Annotated in this window: 14 protein-coding genes, 1 tRNA gene and 1 pseudogene; 5 read left to right on the forward strand and 11 right to left on the reverse strand. The window is 54.8% G+C overall.

All coding sequences use genetic code 11. The features are described from left to right. The first annotated feature begins 228 nt into the window (after positions 1–228). Entirely contained in the window at positions 229–684 is a 456-nt protein-coding gene (locus ACHHZ6_RS16420; RefSeq protein ID WP_395122733.1) for a GNAT family N-acetyltransferase, read from the forward strand. Here ACHHZ6_RS16420 and ACHHZ6_RS16425 read toward each other — a convergent pair. Together ACHHZ6_RS16425 and ACHHZ6_RS16430 are read right to left on the reverse strand one after the other, a co-directional pair. Beyond that, positions 674–1,702, reverse strand: a pseudogene (locus ACHHZ6_RS16425) (virulence RhuM family protein). The gene ACHHZ6_RS16420 and the pseudogene ACHHZ6_RS16425 overlap by 11 nt on opposite strands. Positions 1,703–1,760: 58 nt before the next feature. Then, positions 1,761–2,102: a SymE family type I addiction module toxin gene (locus ACHHZ6_RS16430; protein ID WP_182273140.1), complete on the reverse strand. Its 342-nt coding sequence runs from the start codon at positions 2,100–2,102 to the stop codon at positions 1,761–1,763. 128 nt (positions 2,103–2,230) lie between these two features. Between ACHHZ6_RS16430 and ACHHZ6_RS16435 the strand changes: the two genes are divergently transcribed. Further along, entirely contained in the window at positions 2,231–2,422 is a 192-nt protein-coding gene (locus ACHHZ6_RS16435; RefSeq protein WP_395122735.1) for a toxin-antitoxin system HicB family antitoxin, read from the forward strand. Between the two features lie 5 nt (positions 2,423–2,427). On the opposite strand, the gene ACHHZ6_RS16440 is transcribed toward ACHHZ6_RS16435, so the two are convergent. Both ACHHZ6_RS16440 and ACHHZ6_RS16445 read right to left on the reverse strand, forming a co-directional pair. Then, positions 2,428–3,054, reverse strand: coding sequence for a DUF6680 family protein (locus ACHHZ6_RS16440; RefSeq protein WP_395122737.1), 627 nt, complete (start codon positions 3,052–3,054; stop codon positions 2,428–2,430). A gap of 93 nt (positions 3,055–3,147) precedes the next feature. After that, positions 3,148–3,242 (reverse strand) — tRNA-Sec (locus ACHHZ6_RS16445). Positions 3,243–3,530: 288 nt separating this feature from the next. Here ACHHZ6_RS16445 and ACHHZ6_RS16450 point away from each other — a divergent pair. Further along, the gene (locus ACHHZ6_RS16450; RefSeq protein ID WP_395122739.1) at positions 3,531–4,922 is read left to right on the forward strand and encodes a glycoside-pentoside-hexuronide family transporter; all 1,392 of its coding nucleotides are present in this window, start codon (positions 3,531–3,533) and stop codon (positions 4,920–4,922) included. 12 nt (positions 4,923–4,934) lie between these two features. Further along, positions 4,935–7,253 carry an alpha-xylosidase gene (gene yicI / locus ACHHZ6_RS16455; RefSeq protein WP_395122741.1) on the forward strand — a complete coding sequence of 773 codons (2,319 nt, stop codon included), beginning with the start codon at positions 4,935–4,937 and terminating at the stop codon, positions 7,251–7,253. Positions 7,254–7,307: 54 nt separating this feature from the next. On the opposite strand, the gene ACHHZ6_RS16460 is transcribed toward yicI, so the two are convergent. Together ACHHZ6_RS16460 and xanP are read right to left on the reverse strand one after the other, a co-directional pair. Continuing rightward, complete coding sequence (locus ACHHZ6_RS16460) at positions 7,308–9,023, reverse strand: AsmA family protein (protein WP_395122743.1); 1,716 nt, start codon at positions 9,021–9,023, stop codon at positions 7,308–7,310. 119 nt (positions 9,024–9,142) lie between these two features. Next, complete coding sequence (gene xanP / locus ACHHZ6_RS16465; RefSeq protein WP_182273131.1) at positions 9,143–10,534, reverse strand: xanthine/proton symporter XanP; 1,392 nt, start codon at positions 10,532–10,534, stop codon at positions 9,143–9,145. Positions 10,535–10,758: 224 nt separating this feature from the next. On the opposite strand from xanP, the gene gltS reads away from it, so the two are divergent. After that, on the forward strand, positions 10,759–11,961 hold the full coding sequence (gene gltS / locus ACHHZ6_RS16470) for a sodium/glutamate symporter (RefSeq protein WP_182919189.1): 1,203 nt from the start codon (positions 10,759–10,761) through the stop codon (positions 11,959–11,961). 2 nt (positions 11,962–11,963) lie between these two features. On the opposite strand, the gene recG is transcribed toward gltS, so the two are convergent. Genes recG through gmk form a run of 5 tightly spaced genes read right to left on the reverse strand, consistent with a single transcriptional unit; the run spans position 11,964 to position 17,830 of the window. Beyond that, positions 11,964–14,045 carry an ATP-dependent DNA helicase RecG gene (recG, locus tag ACHHZ6_RS16475; RefSeq protein WP_182273130.1) on the reverse strand — a complete coding sequence of 694 codons (2,082 nt, stop codon included), beginning with the start codon at positions 14,043–14,045 and terminating at the stop codon, positions 11,964–11,966. A 3-nt stretch (positions 14,046–14,048) separates the two neighbouring features. Beyond that, positions 14,049–14,738 carry a tRNA (guanosine(18)-2'-O)-methyltransferase TrmH gene (trmH, locus tag ACHHZ6_RS16480; protein ID WP_182273129.1) on the reverse strand — a complete coding sequence of 230 codons (690 nt, stop codon included), beginning with the start codon at positions 14,736–14,738 and terminating at the stop codon, positions 14,049–14,051. A gap of 4 nt (positions 14,739–14,742) precedes the next feature. Next, on the reverse strand, positions 14,743–16,857 hold the full coding sequence (gene spoT, locus ACHHZ6_RS16485) for a bifunctional GTP diphosphokinase/guanosine-3',5'-bis pyrophosphate 3'-pyrophosphohydrolase (protein ID WP_182919190.1): 2,115 nt from the start codon (positions 16,855–16,857) through the stop codon (positions 14,743–14,745). 19 nt (positions 16,858–16,876) lie between these two features. Further along, a complete protein-coding gene (gene rpoZ, locus ACHHZ6_RS16490) occupies positions 16,877–17,152 on the reverse strand; it encodes a DNA-directed RNA polymerase subunit omega (protein ID WP_000135058.1) in 276 nt (91 codons plus the stop codon). Between the two features lie 54 nt (positions 17,153–17,206). Next, positions 17,207–17,830, reverse strand: coding sequence for a guanylate kinase (gene gmk, locus ACHHZ6_RS16495; protein ID WP_182273127.1), 624 nt, complete (start codon positions 17,828–17,830; stop codon positions 17,207–17,209). Positions 17,831–18,029 lie beyond the last annotated feature (199 nt).

An 18,029-nucleotide genomic window follows, 5' to 3' on the forward strand; every position in this document is an offset into this window, starting at 1 on the left:
TGTGGTTCAGTACCTGAGTGGGTATTACAACCGGGTAAGGCCGCATAAAAACAACGGAGGGTTAACACCTGCCGAGATGGAAAGACAAAGAACCTCAGGTCGTGTCCAAATTAAGTAGACCACTTCACAGAATACCTCCTCTCCCTTGAGGGAGAGGGATGGGGTGAGGGGGAACAGGCAACCGGGATAGACTTGAATTAACGTGGTTATCCGCACATGATCCCCCTCATGAAAATAGAAACCGCACTTCCCTCACACTTCGAACGTCTGGTCGCAATCTGGGGATCCTCCGTTCGCGCCACCCACCACTTTTTACAGGAAAGCGATATTGCGGCACTGCGTCCGTTATTGCTCAACGTGTATCTGCCAAACCTCAACGTCGCCATTGCCCGCGATGAAACCGGCGTTATTCATGGCTTTTTGGGCGTTGATGAAAACCGCATTGAAATGCTGTTTGTCGACGACGTAAGCCGGGGTAAGGGCGTCGGCAAATTACTGCTGAAATACGCCATCGCAGAGTTCAGTGCGAATGAAGTGGATGTGAACGAGCAAAACCCGCAGGGCGTGGCGTTTTATCGCCATATGGGGTTTGAGCAGGTAGGGCGCTCGGAACTGGACGGGCAGGGTAATCCGTTTCCGTTGCTGCATATGCGGTTGAGTGGAAATACCGAGGTTAGCGCTTAGCCTGCTTATCCCATTTTAATAAGCCGACGATATCTTTTTCTCCTTCGGCTTCTTTAAGCAGGCGCTGTTTTTTTTCAAACTGACTGTATTCCGAACACGCCTTTTCATCAGCCGCTTTCTTGCTGATTTTACCTGCCCCGTCTAAAACGTCCCGGTCGTTAAATTGCAGGAACTGATCGAGTCTGGTTTGCCAGTCTCGTAAAAATACCTGCTGGCGATGTCTGGCCTGATCTTCGGCAAAATCCAGCCACATATTAACGACGCGATTAAGCTCGTTCACTTCATCCTGGGACAGATAATTTTTGGCGGTGGTGACATCGCTTTTACGGACTTCTTCGCCTTTATAGTGGGTCAGCCCCATATGCGGTTGACTGGCGTCTGCGCGTTGGTGAATCAACTCCGCAGCGGTGTGGCCTGTGCAGGCAAAATGCAGTTTATTCTGGATGGTCTGGAAGAATTGCGTGGTTTCTTTAAGCGAGGGCTGATAGTCAGCCGCTAATGCAAAAATCTCCCTGACCCGTAGATAAACCCGGCGTTTGCTGGCCCGAATGTCGCGAATGCGTTCCAGCATGTCATCGAAATAATCGGGTACGGCGGAGGAACCAACGGGCGGATTCCTCAGCCGCTCATCGTCCATGACGAAGCCTTTTACCAGGTATTACTGCAGCGTCTGGGTGGCCCACTGGCGGAACTGTGTGCCTCGCGTGGAGCGGACACGGTAGCCGATGGCGAGAATGACGGGCAGGCTAAGGTATTGAACATTGTAGGTTTTACCATCGCTGGCAGTTGTTCGGTAAAACCGAACAACTGAATTTTCGACCAACTCTCCCTCATCAAAGATATTCTTGATATGCCCGCTGATCGTTGCTTTGGCCTTGCTGTATAAGTCGCAGATCATGGCCTGTGAAAGCCACAAAGTATCGCTTTCAAATCGGCATTCGATACGTACTTTTCCATCCCCGCTGGCAAACATGACAAATTCACCTGCTGGCGAATTTATTAATTCTTCATATGTCATGCTGCCTCCGCGTTTTAAGGTGTATGTCTTTACGCTCGTAGTATGCCAGAAATAGCCGCTAAGCCCGGGGAGTTGTTACTGATTTTGCGAGGAGCTTTCCAGGAAGTTGAGTTTGAATCGCTGCAAGCGCTTCTTCTATCTGAATGAGCTTTGCCTTCGTCCGTTTGTATTCGTCCAGCAACCTCTGCTCATTCTCGCTATACGCCACCAGAACGATGCACCCTTTCATCACCTTCACCGTCACCTGATGCCCGGTATCAAACCCCGCCGCGCGTAACCACTTGCCGGAAAGAATAATATTGGGCGTGGATTTGTCGAAAACATTCGGGCGGTATCCCACAATTAACGAACGCTCGGTTCCGGATTGGTCGGTGTCTGGGGTAGAATGCGAATCAGCCATAATCAACTCCTTGATAGTTGGTGAGGTTAGACGCTCCGTTTGTGTTCCCGCACATCGGGGCGTTGCAAGTAAAGGGGGGGGGTTAGGTGGCCTCCTATATGTGTCAGAGTAGATGGATAGGTGGCCTCATGTCAATCATATCGCGCGAAAAAAAACCAAAAGGCGGTGGGCAGTCTCCGCAGTTTAAAATGCGTATTGATCCGGCATTGAAGGAACAGTTGGATGCAGTGGCGGCTGAGGAAGGGGTGAGTCTCGCCAGTTGGTTGAAGGAGCTGGCGAGAGAGGCGTTAAGATCCAGAGGAATTCAACCAAAAGCATAAATATATCAGCGAGTTTCTGGACTGAAATCTATTGGATCTTCAGAAACGATTTCATCGCCTTGGTTTGAGTTATTTAAAGGGGCATTGGTTATAAACATAGGTAAAGATTTTTCACCGGAGAAAACTTTTTCTAGCCCTTTCAAAATATTTGCTTGTGTTGTTTCTAAATCACCATGTGCTACCGGTCTGTAACAGTCTCTTTGTAATTGAACTTTATCAAAATCGTAACTCATTGCTTGTGAAAGAGCATAGAGTAATTCAGTAAATAAATCATCTGATTTTGATATCCAGATATTAATGTCTGGGTAGTCATTTATCTTATTTAAATGGCTGTTGTAACTTTTCCAAGCATGCGTCACAGCTTGTTCTTTTTTAGTTTGGTATCTAATTTTTAATATGGGGATTTTTCTTCCGTAAAACTCTATATCAATCATGTTTAATGCTTGTACATGTTCCCTATGCAGTCTTTGGGCTCTTGTCGACATTAGAATTCTGAAGATTGATAGGCGGCTTTGTTTCCTTTCCCTAAATAGCTCCAATCTTTTCTGTATTTGAACAGCAAGAACTGGACCTACTATAACTGCAATTGTCATAATAATATCTTTCGATTCCATACCAAATGATATATTCATGTAACATTCCTAGTTGAGGTTTTTTGATATGTTAAATGCTTTAAGAAACACTACAGAATAAAATGAAAGGATCTTTAGAATTATAGAAACTTTTGGCGGAAGATCACAGGAGTCGAACCTGCCCGGGAACGCTGGCGTCCCCAACTGGATTTGAAGTCCAGCCACCTCACCGGAGATGACGATCTTCCGCGCCTGCATTGCTACATGGAGGCGGGGCGCATTATAGCTACTTTCAGGCATTTACCACATACCAAAACACACTTTTTTCACCTCTCTTTTGACCTGCACACGGTCATTTCAGTTAATTCCTAAGAAAATCCTCAAGTTAGACCTTCGTGCTGAGTGACTTTTACCGCGATCACAAAAAACAAGAAACGTAATCGGCTAACCAGAAAACGCAATACCCGCTCCTGAAACAATGGTTTAAAAACGAGAAACCGGTTTCAGCGCCTCCTACAGCGTGAAGGATAAAAAAGATGAGCGACGTATTGTCCGTAAAAGAGAAGATTGGCTACGGTATGGGTGATGCCGCCAGCCACATCATTTTTGATAACGTCATGTTGTACATGATGTTTTTCTATACTGATATCTTCGGCATTCCCGCCGGATTTGTCGGTACCATGTTCCTGCTGGCGCGTGCGCTGGATGCCATTTCCGACCCGTGCATGGGTCTGATTGCCGACCGCACCCGCAGCCGCTGGGGCAAGTTCCGCCCGTGGATTTTGTTCGGGGCCATCCCGTTCGGCATCGTCTGCGTGCTGGCGTACACCACGCCAGACCTCAGCCACAACGGCAAACTGATTTATGCCGCGGTGACCTACACGCTGCTGACCCTACTTTATACCGTGGTCAACATCCCTTACTGCGCGCTGGGTGGCGTCATTACCAACGATCCGACGCAGCGTATCTCCCTGCAGTCCTGGCGCTTTGTGCTGGCAACGGCAGGCGGCATGCTCTCCACGGTGCTGATGATGCCGCTGGTGAACCTGATTGGCGGCGAAGATAAAGCCTTTGGCTTCCAGGGCGGGATCGCCGTGCTGTCGGTGGTGGCGTTCCTGATGCTGGCTTTCTGCTTCTTCACGACTAAAGAGCGTATCCAGGTGCCGCCGAGCACCACCTCCATGCGGGAAGATCTGCGCGACATCTGGCGCAACGACCAGTGGCGCATCGTGGGTGTGCTCACCATCCTCAATATCCTCGCCGTCTGCGTGCGCGGTGGGGCGATGATGTACTACTGCACCTGGATCATGGGCTCGCCGGAAATCTTCGTCGCGTTCCTCACCACCTACTGTGTCGGCAACCTGATCGGCTCTGCGCTGGCAAAACCGCTTACCGACTGGAAATGCAAAGTCAGCATCTTCTGGTGGACTAATGCCGCTCTGGCAGTGGTCAGCGTGGCGATGTTCTTCGTGCCAATGCATGCCAGCGTGGTGATGTTCGCCTTTATCTTCGTCATTGGCGTGCTGCACCAGCTGGTGACGCCAATCCAGTGGGTGATGATGTCCGACACCGTCGATTACGGCGAATGGACCAACGGCAAACGCCTGACCGGCATCAGCTTTGCAGGCACCTTGTTCGTGCTGAAGCTGGGCCTGGCACTGGGCGGCGCGTTGATTGGCTGGATGCTGGCAGGTGGCGGTTATGACGCCGCAGCCAAAACCCAGAACAGTGCCACCATCAGCATCATTATCGGTCTGTTCACGCTGGTTCCGGCGGCCTGCTACGTGCTGAGCGCCATCATCGCCAAACGTTATTACACGCTGAAAACCCCCTTCCTGACCAGAATCATGGGCGAGCTGGCGCAGGGCGCGCACCGCAATCAGCAGGAATTTGAAAACCTGTCGATCAGCAAAGAATTACAGAACTAAGAGGATGAGAGCATGAAAATCAGTGATGGAAACTGGCTTATTCAACCGGGTCTGGAGGTGACCTGCCCGGTGCAGGTGTTCGACGTGGAGCAACAGGGCAATGACCTGGTGGTCTGGGTTGCACCGCGAGACGTGCGCGAACGGACCTGGCAGCTCGATACATTGATGTTCACGGTTCGTCTGTTTGCCCCGCAGGAAGGGATTGTTGGGGTGCGCATTGAGCACTTCCAGGGCGCACTGAATAACGGCCCACACTATCCACTGAATGTCCTGAAAGACGTGAAGGTTGAGATTGAAAATAACGCGGAATTTGCCGAGCTGAAAAGTGGCAATATCAGCGTGCGCGTCACCAAAGGTGAGTTCTGGGCGCTGGATTTCCTGCGCGATGGCCAGCGCCTGACTGGCAGCCAGCTGAAAAATAACGGCTACGTGCAGGACGGCAACACCGATCGCAACTATATGTTTGAGCGTCTGGATCTGGGCGTGGGTGAAACGGTCTACGGCCTGGGCGAACGCTTTACCGCGCTGGTGCGCAACGGCCAGACGGTCGAAACCTGGAACCGTGATGGTGGTACCAGTACCGAACAGTCGTACAAAAACATCCCGTTCTACCTCACCAACCGTGGCTACGGCGTGCTGGTCAACCACCCGGAAAATGTGTCGTTTGAAATCGGCTCCGAGAAAGTCTCCAAAGTGCAGTTCAGCGTGGAAGGCGAGTCTCTCGAATATTTCGTGATCGACGGCCCGACGCCAAAAGCGGTGCTGAACCGCTATACGCAGTTCACCGGGCGTCCGGCGCTGCCGCCCGCGTGGTCGTTCGGCCTGTGGCTGACCACCTCGTTCACCACCAACTACGACGAAGCCACGGTGAACAGCTTTATCGACGGCATGGCCGCGCGCAACCTGCCGCTGCACGTATTCCACTTCGACTGCTTCTGGATGAAGGCGTTCCAGTGGTGCGATTTTGAATGGGACCCGGTGACCTTCCCGGATCCGGCAGGCATGATCCGCCGCCTGAAAGCGAAAGGGCTGAAGGTCTGCGTGTGGATCAACCCGTACATCGGCCAGAAATCACCAGTATTCCAGGAGCTGAAAGAGAAGGACTACCTGCTCAAGCGCCCGGACGGTTCCCTGTGGCAGTGGGATAAGTGGCAGCCGGGGCTGGCAATTTATGACTTCACCAACCCGGAAGCGTGCCAGTGGTATGCCAGCAAGCTGAAAGGCCTGGTGGATATCGGTGTCGACTGCTTCAAGACCGATTTCGGTGAGCGCATCCCGACGGATGTCCAGTGGTTTGACGGCGCTGACCCGCAGAAGATGCACAACCACTACGCCTACATCTATAACGCGCTGGTGTGGAACGTGCTGAAAGAGACGGTGGGCGACGATGAAGCGGTGCTGTTTGCCCGCTCGGCGTCCGTCGGGGCGCAACAGTTCCCGGTTCACTGGGGCGGCGACTGCTATGCCAACTACGAATCAATGGCTGAAAGCCTGCGCGGCGGGCTGTCGATTGGCCTGTCCGGCTTTGGTTTCTGGAGCCACGATATCGGCGGGTTCGAAAACACGGCTCCGGCGCACGTTTACAAACGCTGGTGTGCGTTCGGGCTGCTCTCCAGCCACAGCCGCCTGCACGGCAGCAAATCCTACCGTGTGCCGTGGGCGTATGATGACGAGTCCTGCGACGTCGTACGTCACTTCACCCAGCTGAAATGCCAGATGATGCCGTACCTGTACCGTCAGGCGGCGCTGGCGCGCGAGTGCGGCACGCCGATGCTGCGTGCGATGATACTGGAGTTCCCGGACGATCCAGCGTGCGATTACCTCGACCGCCAGTACATGCTGGGGGATTCAGTGCTGGTTGCGCCGGTATTCTCCGAAGCGGGTGACGTGCAGTTCTACCTGCCGGAAGGACGCTGGACGCACCTGTGGCACAACGATGAAATCCAGGGCAGCCGCTGGCATAAACAGCAGCATGGTTTCCAGAGCCTGCCGGTCTACGTGCGTGACAACACCCTGCTGGCGCTGGGCAATAATAACCAGAAACCGGACTATGCGTGGAACGAGGGCACAACCTTCCAGCTGTTTAACCTGAGCGATGGCGCAACGGCAATCAGCGAAGTGCCTGCGGCGGACGGTTCGGTGGTATTTACGCTGAAAGCGACACGCCAGGGCGACACGGTGATCCTCCAGGGCGAAGGCGAGGCGCAAAACTGGTCGGTCTGTTTGCGTAACGTGCAGCAGGTCAGCGAAGTGAAAGGTGGTTCCCATGCCGGTAGCGAGTGGGGCGTGGTGGTGAAAGCGCAGGGGAATGAGATTGTGATCCATCTCTGAGCCCCCTCATCTTCTCCCCAAAGGGGCGAGGGAATGGTTTACTCCCTCTCCCTGTTAGGGAGAGGGCTGGGGTGAGGGCGGAGCCGCCGGAACGGTTGTCACCACGCCACCGGTCATCACCTGCTGTACCTGCTGTTTATCCATATTTGCCGCGCTCAGCTTGCCGTTTACCGTTGGCTTCAGTGGGGCGTTTGCCTGCACGCTGCCAGTCGCGGTCAGTTGAATATTGCCATCTCCCGTAACAGGCAATGCTGGCCAGCCCCACTGGTTAATGATATTCAGCGGCACACCGCGCCCGTTCAGGCTCACGGTGGTTTGTCGCTGTGGCAGTTGTGAAACCGTCGCGGTAGCTTCCAGGATCCCTTTCTCGGTAAAGGCGCTGAGCTCGGTGATATTAACCGTTGACGCGTTGGCATTCAGCGACAGCGACGGGCGACGCACGTCCACGCGGTTAAACGTCGCCGCCGCGCCGTTCAATGTGGCGCTGCCACCCCAAACGCCCCACCGCCGGTCTTTTACCACCTGCAGGTTCGCGCCGTAACCATCAAGAGAGGTAATTTGCCACGGGAAGGCCGGGTCGATATCAATCACCAGGTTACGACTCAGGCCAAATTTTTTCAGCGTCACGCTGTTTAGCCATTCGGGTAGCGGATCCATCCACAGCGTTTTCCAGTTCTGTGGCAGGGTGTATTCCAGACCCGCGATGGCGGCATCGTCCAGCTCCAGCGCTTTACCGTCGCGCAGCCAGTTGCCGGAGGTGCGCACCATACCGCCTTCCCAGCGTGAGGTGAACTGGCGCAGCGCCACGCCCTGCGGGGAGAATTCCGCATTCAGGATCGGGTCGAAAAGATGCACTGAGCCATAGATAAATTCGCTGGCATTCATGGACAAACGTCCCTCCTGACTCTGCCAGTCGCCTTTGCTCAGCGTCATGTTACGCAGGCTTAAATCGAGGTCGGTAACCGCCCAGTCCGGCCCCTGGAGGCTGGCATCGGTGACTTCCAGCCGCCCAATCTGCAGGGAGGGCAGTGTGGTAATGGGAGTGAAGAAATCCATCAGCGACTTATCGCTCTGCAGGCGGGTCTCATTCAGGCGCAGGGTGTCGATGATCCAGCTACCATCCGCGTTGCGCAGGGCAGAGCCCGTGAGCGAGCCGCGCGCCATATCGGCCCCGATGGTATTCAGCACCACCTCTTTGCCGTTGATCTGGCCCTGGATCAGCACATTACTGGCCGGAACACCGTTGAGGGTGAGTGAGCCTGCGCTCATCTGGATTTGTGCGTTTTGACCCAGCACGTTACCTGCTTCAGGCTGCCACGGGCTGACGCCACCCGTGACTTTTTGGGCGCTTAAATCCCACTCTGTATTGGGGCTGTTAAAGGCCATGTTGTCCAGTTGCAGACGGTCTGCCTGGAAGGGCAGCGGTGCGGTTTGCGGAGAGAGGTTCAGCGTGCCATCAGACAGGGTGATGGTGTCCATATGCAGCGGGTCGGTAAACTGGCGGCTGCTTAAACCAATATCGACCTTTTTCGCAACCAGCGTGGCGGGTTTGCCATCACGGCCAAAGGTGACGTTTTCCAGAATGATGTGGGAAGGCGATGAAAAGCGGTGATCCATCAGGTCAAAATTGAGTTCGTAATCGGTATTCACCGTTACCCAACTGCTGACCTGTGACGCGCCCCAGCGGGTCTGGAGCAGGATATAGAGCGCCAGCACCACAATGAGCAGGGCTACCAGAAGATAGACGAGTAGCTTTCCAATAAATTTCATGGTCTTCCATCCCGCAAAACGCACATAAAGGAGTTATGCACGATTTATGCGCAATCCTCAAGGCGGGAATGGCGTAATAAGATGTCACGGCAGGCATTGACAGCCTGCCGTGATGACGATCAATTTTTTTCAGGCGGGAAAACGAGGTTCAGTACGATAGCGGTGATACCCCCTGCCGCGATGCCGGAAGAGAGCAGGTTTTTCACCCAGTCCGGAGCAAACTGCAGGATCAGCGGTTGCTGGGAAACGCCCAGACCAACGGCCAGTGACAGCGCAATAATCATAATTGCGCGACGGTTCAGCGGCTCGCGGGAGACGATACGCACGCCTGAGGCCGCAATCGTCCCGAACATCACCAGCGTCGCGCCGCCCAGTACCGGTTCAGGGATGTGCTGGACAAAGCCGCTCACCGCCGGGAACAGGCCGAGGACGATCAGCATCAGCGCAACCACAAAACCGACGTAACGGCTGGCAACGCCGGTCAACTGGATCACCCCGTTGTTCTGGCCGAAGCAGGAGTTCGGGAAGGTGTTGAAGACCGCAGAGACAAACGAGTTCAGCCCGTTCGCCAGCACGCCGCCCTTCAGGCGCTTCATGTATAGCGGGCCGGAAACCGGCTGCTCAGAAACGTCAGAGGTGGCCGTGATATCCCCGATGGTTTCAAGCGAGGTGATCATAAAGACCAGCATCAGTGGCAGCAGCAGACCCCAGTCAATGCCCAGGCCGTAGTAGAGCGGAGTGGGGACGGTGATCAGTGCCGTGTTTGTGGATGCCGTGTGTTCCGGCAGCATACCCAGTGCCCATGCCAGCAGATAACCGGCCGCCATTGCGATCACCAGCGAGGCCACGCGCAGGTAAGGGTTACGCTGACGGTTAAGCAGAATAATGATAGCCAGCACCACACCCGCCAGCAGCAGATTTTTCGGTGCGCCGAACGTGTGGTCGCTCATGGCCGCATAACCCCCGCCGATGGAGGTCAGGCCGACCTGAATCAGCGACAGGCCGATAATCATCACCACCACGCCGGATACCAGCGGGGTGATCACGCGGCGTGCCAGGTGAAGAACGCGGGAGATAACCATTTCCGTGCAGCTTGCCAGCATCAGCGTGCCAAAGAGCGCAGCCATCATGGTCGGGACATCCGCACCACCGGTTTTCAGTGCCGTACCGCCCATGATCAGCGGTGCCACAAAGTTAAAACTGGTGCCCTGAATTGATAACAATCCAGATCCCACCGGACCCCACGCTTTAATTTGAATAATCGAGGCCACGCCGGAGGCAAAGAGAGACATGCTGATGATGTGCTGTGTGTCCTGAGCCGGTAAACCGAGTGCCTGGCAAATCAGCAGCGCGGGGGTGATTACCGCAACGAACATAGCCAGAAGATGCTGGCAGGCGGCGAATAGCGTCTGCGGCAGCGGTGGACGGTCTTCAAGGCGGTAAATCAGTTCGCTATTTTGCTTCTGCGCAATCGGTTGCGCATCAGGAGACTCTATGGTGTTAACGGACATCGACGACAATCCCACGGTGGAAAAGCGGGCATTTTATCTGACCATCTGGTAAAAGCAAACGATTGCCAACAAAAAATGACAAGAAAATCTGCTACTGCGGACAGCTTTTCTACAACCCATGAGGAAAAAAAATTACACTTTTTCCGCCGGTGGCTCATGACGAGCGCAAACCGGCCAGGATAACGCCGCGTGTGTAAGGAACACGCGCACAAAAGGAGCCTTTTATGATTCATCTTGATACGTTGTCGACCCTTGTTGCCGCAACGCTGGTTTTACTGCTTGGTCGCAAGCTGGTACACAGCGTTTCCCTTCTCAAGAAGTACACTATTCCTGAACCCGTCGCCGGTGGATTGCTGGTGGCACTGGCTCTGCTGGTGCTGAAAAAAAGCATGGGCTGGGAAATCGATTTTGATATGTCCCTGAAAGACCCGCTGATGCTGGCCTTCTTTGCCACCATCGGCCTTAATGCTAACCTGGCGAGCCTGCGTGCGGGCGGTAAAGTGCTCGGCGTGTTTTTGATTGTGGTGGTCGGGTTGCTGCTGATGCAAAACGCCATTGGTATCGGCATGGCGACGCTGCTGGGGCTGGATCCGCTAATGGGCCTGCTGGCTGGGTCAATTACTCTGTCCGGTGGACACGGTACCGGAGCGGCGTGGAGTAAGCTGTTTATCGAGCGTTATGGTTTTGAAAACGCAACGGAAGTGGCGATGGCCTGCGCAACCTTCGGCCTGGTGCTGGGCGGGTTGATTGGCGGCCCGGTGGCGCGTTATCTGGTGAAGCATTCTGCTACGCCAGACGGCAGACCAGACGATGAGCTAGTCCCCACAGCGTTTGAAAAGCCGGATGTCGGGCGCAATATCACGTCGCTGGTGTTGATTGAAACCATCGCCATGATTGCCATCTGCCTGACCGTGGGCAAAGTGGTTGCGCAATGGCTGGCGGGCTCCATGTTTGAACTGCCAACGTTTGTTTGTGTGCTGTTTATCGGGGTGATCCTCAGTAACGGTCTGGCGGTGATGGGCTTCTACCGCGTGTTTGAACGCGCCGTGTCGGTGCTTGGCAACGTTTGCCTGTCGCTGTTCCTGGCGATGGCGCTGATGAGCCTCAAACTCTGGGAGCTGGCGTCCCTGGCGCTGCCAATGGTGGCGATTCTGGCGGTTCAGGCTCTGTTTATGGCGTTGTATGCCATATTCGTGACCTGGCGCATGATGGGTAAAAACTACGATGCGGCGGTACTGGCGGCAGGGCACTGCGGGTTTGGCCTGGGGGCAACGCCAACGGCTATCGCGAACATGCAGGCGATCACCGAGCGGTTTGGGCCATCTCATATGGCGTTTCTGGTGGTACCGATGGTCGGTGCGTTCTTCATTGATATCGTCAACGCACTGGTGATCAAACTTTACCTGATGCTACCGATGTTTGCCTGATATCAGGCGTTGGAATAGCGCTCGGTTTCCGGCATCCAGCGCTCAATTAACGCTGCCGCCTGTTCGGGGTAGCGTTCATGAATATGGCGTGCGAGGCGCTGAACTTCGGGGATCATGGCCTGATCGCGCAGTAAGTCTGCCACTTTGAATTCGGCGTTACCCGTCTGGCGTGTGCCCAGCAGTTCACCCGGGCCACGGATCTCCAGGTCTTTTTGCGCAATCACGAAGCCGTCGTTGCTGTCGCGTAACACCTGCAGGCGCATTTGCGCGGTTTTAGAGAGTGGGGCTTTGTAGAGCAGCACACAGTGCGATGCCACCGCGCCACGTCCCACGCGGCCACGGAGCTGGTGGAGTTGTGCAAGCCCCAGACGCTCCGGGTTTTCAATGATCATCAGGCTGGCGTTCGGCACGTCCACGCCCACTTCGATAACCGTTGTGGCAACCAGCAGATGAAGCTCACCCTGTTTGAATGACTGCATCACCGCCTGTTTTTCGGCGGGCTTCATGCGTCCGTGAACCAGCCCAACGTTCAGCTCTGGCAGCGCCAGCTTTAACTCTTCCCACGTTGCTTCTGCAGCCTGTGCTTCCAGCAGTTCAGACTCTTCAATCAGCGTACAAACCCAGTACGCCTGACGCCCTTCGTGTGTGCAGGCATTGCGCACGCGGTCAATGATATCGCTGCGCCGCGTGTCCGGAATGGCGACGGTCGTGACTGGCGTACGGCCTGGCGGCAGTTCGTCGATGGTGGAGGTATCCAGATCGGCATAGGCGGTCATCGCCAGGGTGCGTGGAATTGGCGTGGCGGTCATGATCAGCTGATGCGGATGAAAGCCCTGCTGCAGACCTTTTTCCCACAACGCCAGACGCTGGTGCACACCGAAACGGTGCTGTTCGTCGATAATCACCAGCGCAAGGCCGTTAAACTGCACCTGTTCCTGGAAAATAGCATGCGTGCCGACAATCATCTGCACATCACCGCGGGCGATGGCATCCTGTTGCGCAAGGCGCGCTTTGCCCTTTTGCTTACCGGCGAGCCAGCCCACTTCCACGCCAAGCGGGGCGAACCAGTTGCGGAAATTGTTTGCATGCTGTTCGGCCAGCAGTTCGGTCGGTGCCATCAGTGCCACCTGCTTACCGTGAGCAATCGCGCGCAGGGCGGCCAGGGCGGCAACCAGTGTTTTACCGGAGCCTACATCACCCTGTACCAGGCGCATCATCGGCACATCAAGCGCCATATCACGTTCAATCTCAGCGGTCACACGTGCCTGTGCGCCGGTCGGCTTAAACGGCAGCGAGGCCAGCAGCTTATCTTTGAGCTCATCACGCTGGCTGAGCGGCTGGGCATGAAAACGCTGCGCGCCCGCGCGAAGTGCCAGCATGCTCAGGTTATGAGCCAGTAATTCCTCAAGGATAAGACGCCGTTGGGCGGGGTGTTTACCGCTTTCTAAATCGCTAAGCTGCAGTGACGGTGGTGGGCGGTGCAGGGTGCGCATCGCTTCCGGCAGGCTCATCATCCCCTGTGCCAGCTCAGGCGGTAACAGTTCGGTAATGGCGCAGGTATCGAGCAGCTCCAGTGCCTGGTCAGTGAGCTTACGCAGTGTCGCCTGCTTGATCCCTTCAGTCGTCGGGTAGACCGGGGTGAGCGTCTCCTGCAACTCTGGCGTGCTGAGATCGCCCTGCACGCGGTACTCCGGGTGGATCATCTCTGCGCCATATTTGCCGCGTTTGGCTTCGCCATAAGCCAGTACCCTGCGGCCCGTGGCGAGGCTGTTTTTCATCGCCGCGCTGAAGTTGAAAAAGCGCATGGTGAGAATGCCGGTGCCGTCGCTGATCTGGCAGGTCATCATCCGGCGTCCGCCGAAGGTGATGTTGCAGTTCAGCACTTCGCCTTCAACGGTGGCGTAGAGTGCAGGAAGGAGATCGCCAATCTTATACAGCTGGGTGCGGTCTTCGTAACGCAGGGGGAGGTGAAGCAGGAGATCCTGTAGGGTGTGCAGGCCAATTTTGGCCAGTTTACTGCTTTGCGCCGCACCCACGCCCGTCAGCGTATTGAGCGGTATGGCATCCAGCAGGCGGCCTTTCATGTTTTATCCTGCGTACTGCATGGTAGACCACCACTCTGCATCGGCTTCGATTTCGCCCTGCGCATTGACGTGGGGGTAAGGTAATTTTTTCTGCTTCGCGACGCGAGCCAGTACGGGATAACCGCCTTCAAACAGCAGGCGCTGTTGTTCGTCTTCCGGCAGCATACTGTTGCTGCGCTCGTACATCCCGGCGTTCTGACGCTGGCGCTGCGCTTCATACAAGATGAGCGCAGAGGCGACGGATACGTTCAGGGATTGCACCATACCGATCATCGGGATGATGATGTCCTGATCTGCCAGCTCCAGCGCTTCCTGAGTGATCCCGGTTTTTTCCTGACCCATCAAAATGCAGGTCGGGCGGGTATAGTCGATCTCACGGAAATCCACGGCTTTGTCGGAAAGGTGGGTTGCAAGAACCTGCATACCGCGATCTTTCAGATGTGATACCGCTTCACCGATGGTTTGATGGCTTTTGACAGAAACCCAGCTGTTACTGCCCGCAGCGGCGGACACCATCGTACGCATGCGAGTGCCCGTCCAGACGGCGTGGACTTCATGCACGCCGACGGCGTCTGCGGTACGGACAATAGCAGAGACGTTATGAGGTTTATGGACCTGCTCCATGCAGACTGTCAGGTCAGGCTGACGCCTGGCGAGCATTTCGCAGATCCGCTCGTAACGTTTTGAATTCATTAATCTAGTTTCGGTTTCGGGTGACTTTGATAACGTCCGGCATGACGCGGATCTTGCGCATAATGTTCGCCAGATGCACGCGGTCACGGGCGGTCAGACGAATAAAGGCGCTGTACACGCGGCCATCTTTTTCTTCCGTGTTCAGGCTCTGAATATTGGAAGACGCCGTATTGATTGCCGCCGTCAGGTTCGCCAGCGCACCCTGGTGGTTGAACATATCCACCTTAATTTCGGCGATAAATTCCTGCGCTGTCTCTTTATCCCACTCGACCGCCATAAACTTCTCAGGCTCTTTCTGGTAGCCACGGATGTTACGACAGGACTCGTGGTGAATAACCAGACCTTTGCCTGGGCTGACGTGCGCAATAATTGGGTCACCAGGAATTGGACGGCAACATTTTGCGAAGGTGATAAGCACCCCGTCCGCGCCTTTTATCGGCAGGTGGCCGTGGCCTGGTGTTGTTGTCGGAACCGCAGAGGTATCGCCCTGTTGCAGGTTCTTCGCCACCACCACGCTCATGGCGTTGCCGAGGCCAATCTCTGCCAGCAGATCATCAAGCGAAGCGAGCTTCATACGCTCCAGCTCACGCTGGATGTTTTCTTTCGGGATTTCAGCCAGCTTACGGCTACCACCCAACGCGTGGTTGAGCAGGCGGCGTCCCAGGCTGACGGAGTCATCACGCTTGAGGTTTTTCAGCAACTGACGGATTTTAGCGCGCGCTTTGGAGCTCACGACAAAGTTCAGCCAGGCCGCGTTCGGACGTGCGCCCGGTGCGGTAATAATTTCCACCGTCTGACCGCTGGAGAGCGGCTGAGACAACGGATAAGGCTGTCTGTCGACGCGCGCACCCACGCAGGCATGGCCGATATCGGTATGCACGGCGTAAGCGAAGTCGACCGGTGTAGCACCCGCAGGCAGTTCGACAATGCGCCCTTCTGGGGTGAAAACGTAAATCTCATCCGGGAAGAGATCGGATTTAACGCTCTCGATAAATTCAAACGAGCTACCCGCACTCTGCTGCAGCTCCAGCAGGCTTTGCATCCAGCGCTGGGCGCGGATTTGTGCAGTAGTGCTGCTTTCGCTACCGTGCTCTTTATAAGCCCAGTGCGCTGCGACACCCATCTCTGCCATCTGGTCCATGTCTTCGGTGCGGATTTGCACCTCAACAGGTACGCCGTGTGGCCCGATCATCGAGGTATGCAAAGATTGATAGCCGTTCGCTTTTGGAATGGCGATGTAATCTTTAACGCGCCCCGGACGCGGTTTATACAGGCTGTGCATCTGGCCCAACACGCGATAACAGGTATCGGCGTCATGAACAACCACGCGGAATGCGTAGATATCCATAATCGAATGGAAACGCTGCTCTTTGAGCACCATTTTGCAGTAGATGGAGTACAGATGTTTTTCGCGACCGCTGACGCGGCACGGAATTCCCGCTTCCTGTAAACGCCCTTCGATTTCAGAGAGGATCTTTTGAATCATCTCTTTGCGGTTACCACGTGCGGCTTTCACCACCTCTTTAATCACGCGGTAGCGGTTCGGGTACAACGCTTCAAAACCCAGCTCTTCCAGCTCGGTTTTAATGTGATGGATACCTAAACGGTGCGCCAGCGGACTGTAGATTTCGAGGGTTTCACGGGCAATGCGGCGACGTTTATCCGGGCGAAGTGAGCCCAGCGTGCGCATGTTGTGGGTACGGTCAGCGAGTTTGATGAGAATGACGCGGATATCCTGCACCATCGCCATAATCATCTTGCGGAAGTTTTCGGCTTGCGCCTCTTTCTTGTCGCGGAAATTCAGCTTATCAAGCTTAGAGACCCCTTCCACCAGTTCGGCAACGCTTTTGCCAAACAGCTGTTCCATGTCCTGATAGGTGGCGGGGGTATCTTCAATCACGTCATGCAGCAGGGCAGCCATCAGCGTTTCGTAGTCGAGTTTCATCTCGGCCAGAATACAGGCCACCGCTACCGGGTGCGTGATATAGGGTTCACCGCTTGAACGTGTCTGGCCCTCGTGAGCGTCACGTGCAACGAGATACGCCTGCTGGAGACGCTTAATCTGGTCTTCCGGCAGGTAGTGTTGAATCAGTTGATTCAGGCTTTCAAACAGATACAAGGGCGACCCGCAGGTTTAATTAACGACGACCTTCAGCAATGGCGGTTACGGCCTGCAGTTCTGCGGCTTCCTGCTCTTGCTGCTCCTGGCGCTCACGCACGTCGAGGATCTGGTTGTTGATCAGACCTTCTTCGATTTCGCGAAGTGCAATAACGGTGGTTTTATCGTTTTCTTCCGGTACCAGCGGATCTTTACCGCCTACCTGCATCTGACGAGCGCGACGCGCGGCGACCAGCACCAGGTCAAAACGGTTACCAATTTTCTCTACAGCGTCCTGAACAGTTACGCGTGCCATACTTAAAATGCTCCACAGGTGAAGAAATGACTGGGCATGATACTGAAAGTGGGTTCAGTCTGCCAACAGTTTGGTGATTAATGCGTCATGTCGCTGCTTCTGGCGGCTCATACGCAGGCGTTCTGCGCGAAGAATGGTTTTGAGATCGCTCAGCGCGGCATCAAAATCATCATTCACAATAAGGTAATCATATTCCGCGTAATGGCTCATTTCTGCAACTGCCTGTTCCATACGCTTCGCGATCACTTCTTCGCTGTCCTGGCCACGGCCACGCAGACGGCGATCCAGCTCGTCTTTCGATGGCGGTAAAATAAAGATACTGCGCGAATCAGGCATTTTCTTGCGAATCTGCTGTGCGCCCTGCCAGTCGATATCCAGGAACACATTCACGCCTGTTGCCAGAACCTGCTCAATGGTTTCACGCGAGGTACCGTAGTAGTTACCGAAAACTTCCGCGTGTTCAAGAAACGCATCTCTGCTAATCATCGCCCTGAATTCGTCGTGATTCACAAAGAAATAGTGTTCACCGTGCACTTCACCCGGACGCGGCTGACGCGTGGTGTGAGAAACAGAAACCTGTGTGTCGTACAACGGTTGGGTTTTTAACAGTGCCTGAATAAGGCTGGATTTACCCGCGCCACTAGGGGCAGAAACAATATAAAGCGTGCCTTGAGCCATGAGAGTCTTTTGTATGTGTTAGCGAAGAAGTCCTACATACGGGCTTATTATACACGTCACCGCTGTGTGACGTAGCCTTTGTCACACTTTTTCCCCTGGATTATTGAATTTTGCGTGCCGTTTTCAGGTTTTACCTGCGCTTTGCAGCAACAAAAATAAACCCTGGATAGCGTCTCGCAGAGTGAAATGTTGCCGTTAG

Origin of the sequence: Enterobacter cloacae complex sp. 2024EL-00214 (genome assembly GCF_043945575.1) — a bacterium.
In the GTDB taxonomy this organism is placed as follows: Bacteria; Pseudomonadota; Gammaproteobacteria; order Enterobacterales; family Enterobacteriaceae; genus Enterobacter; species Enterobacter cloacae_P.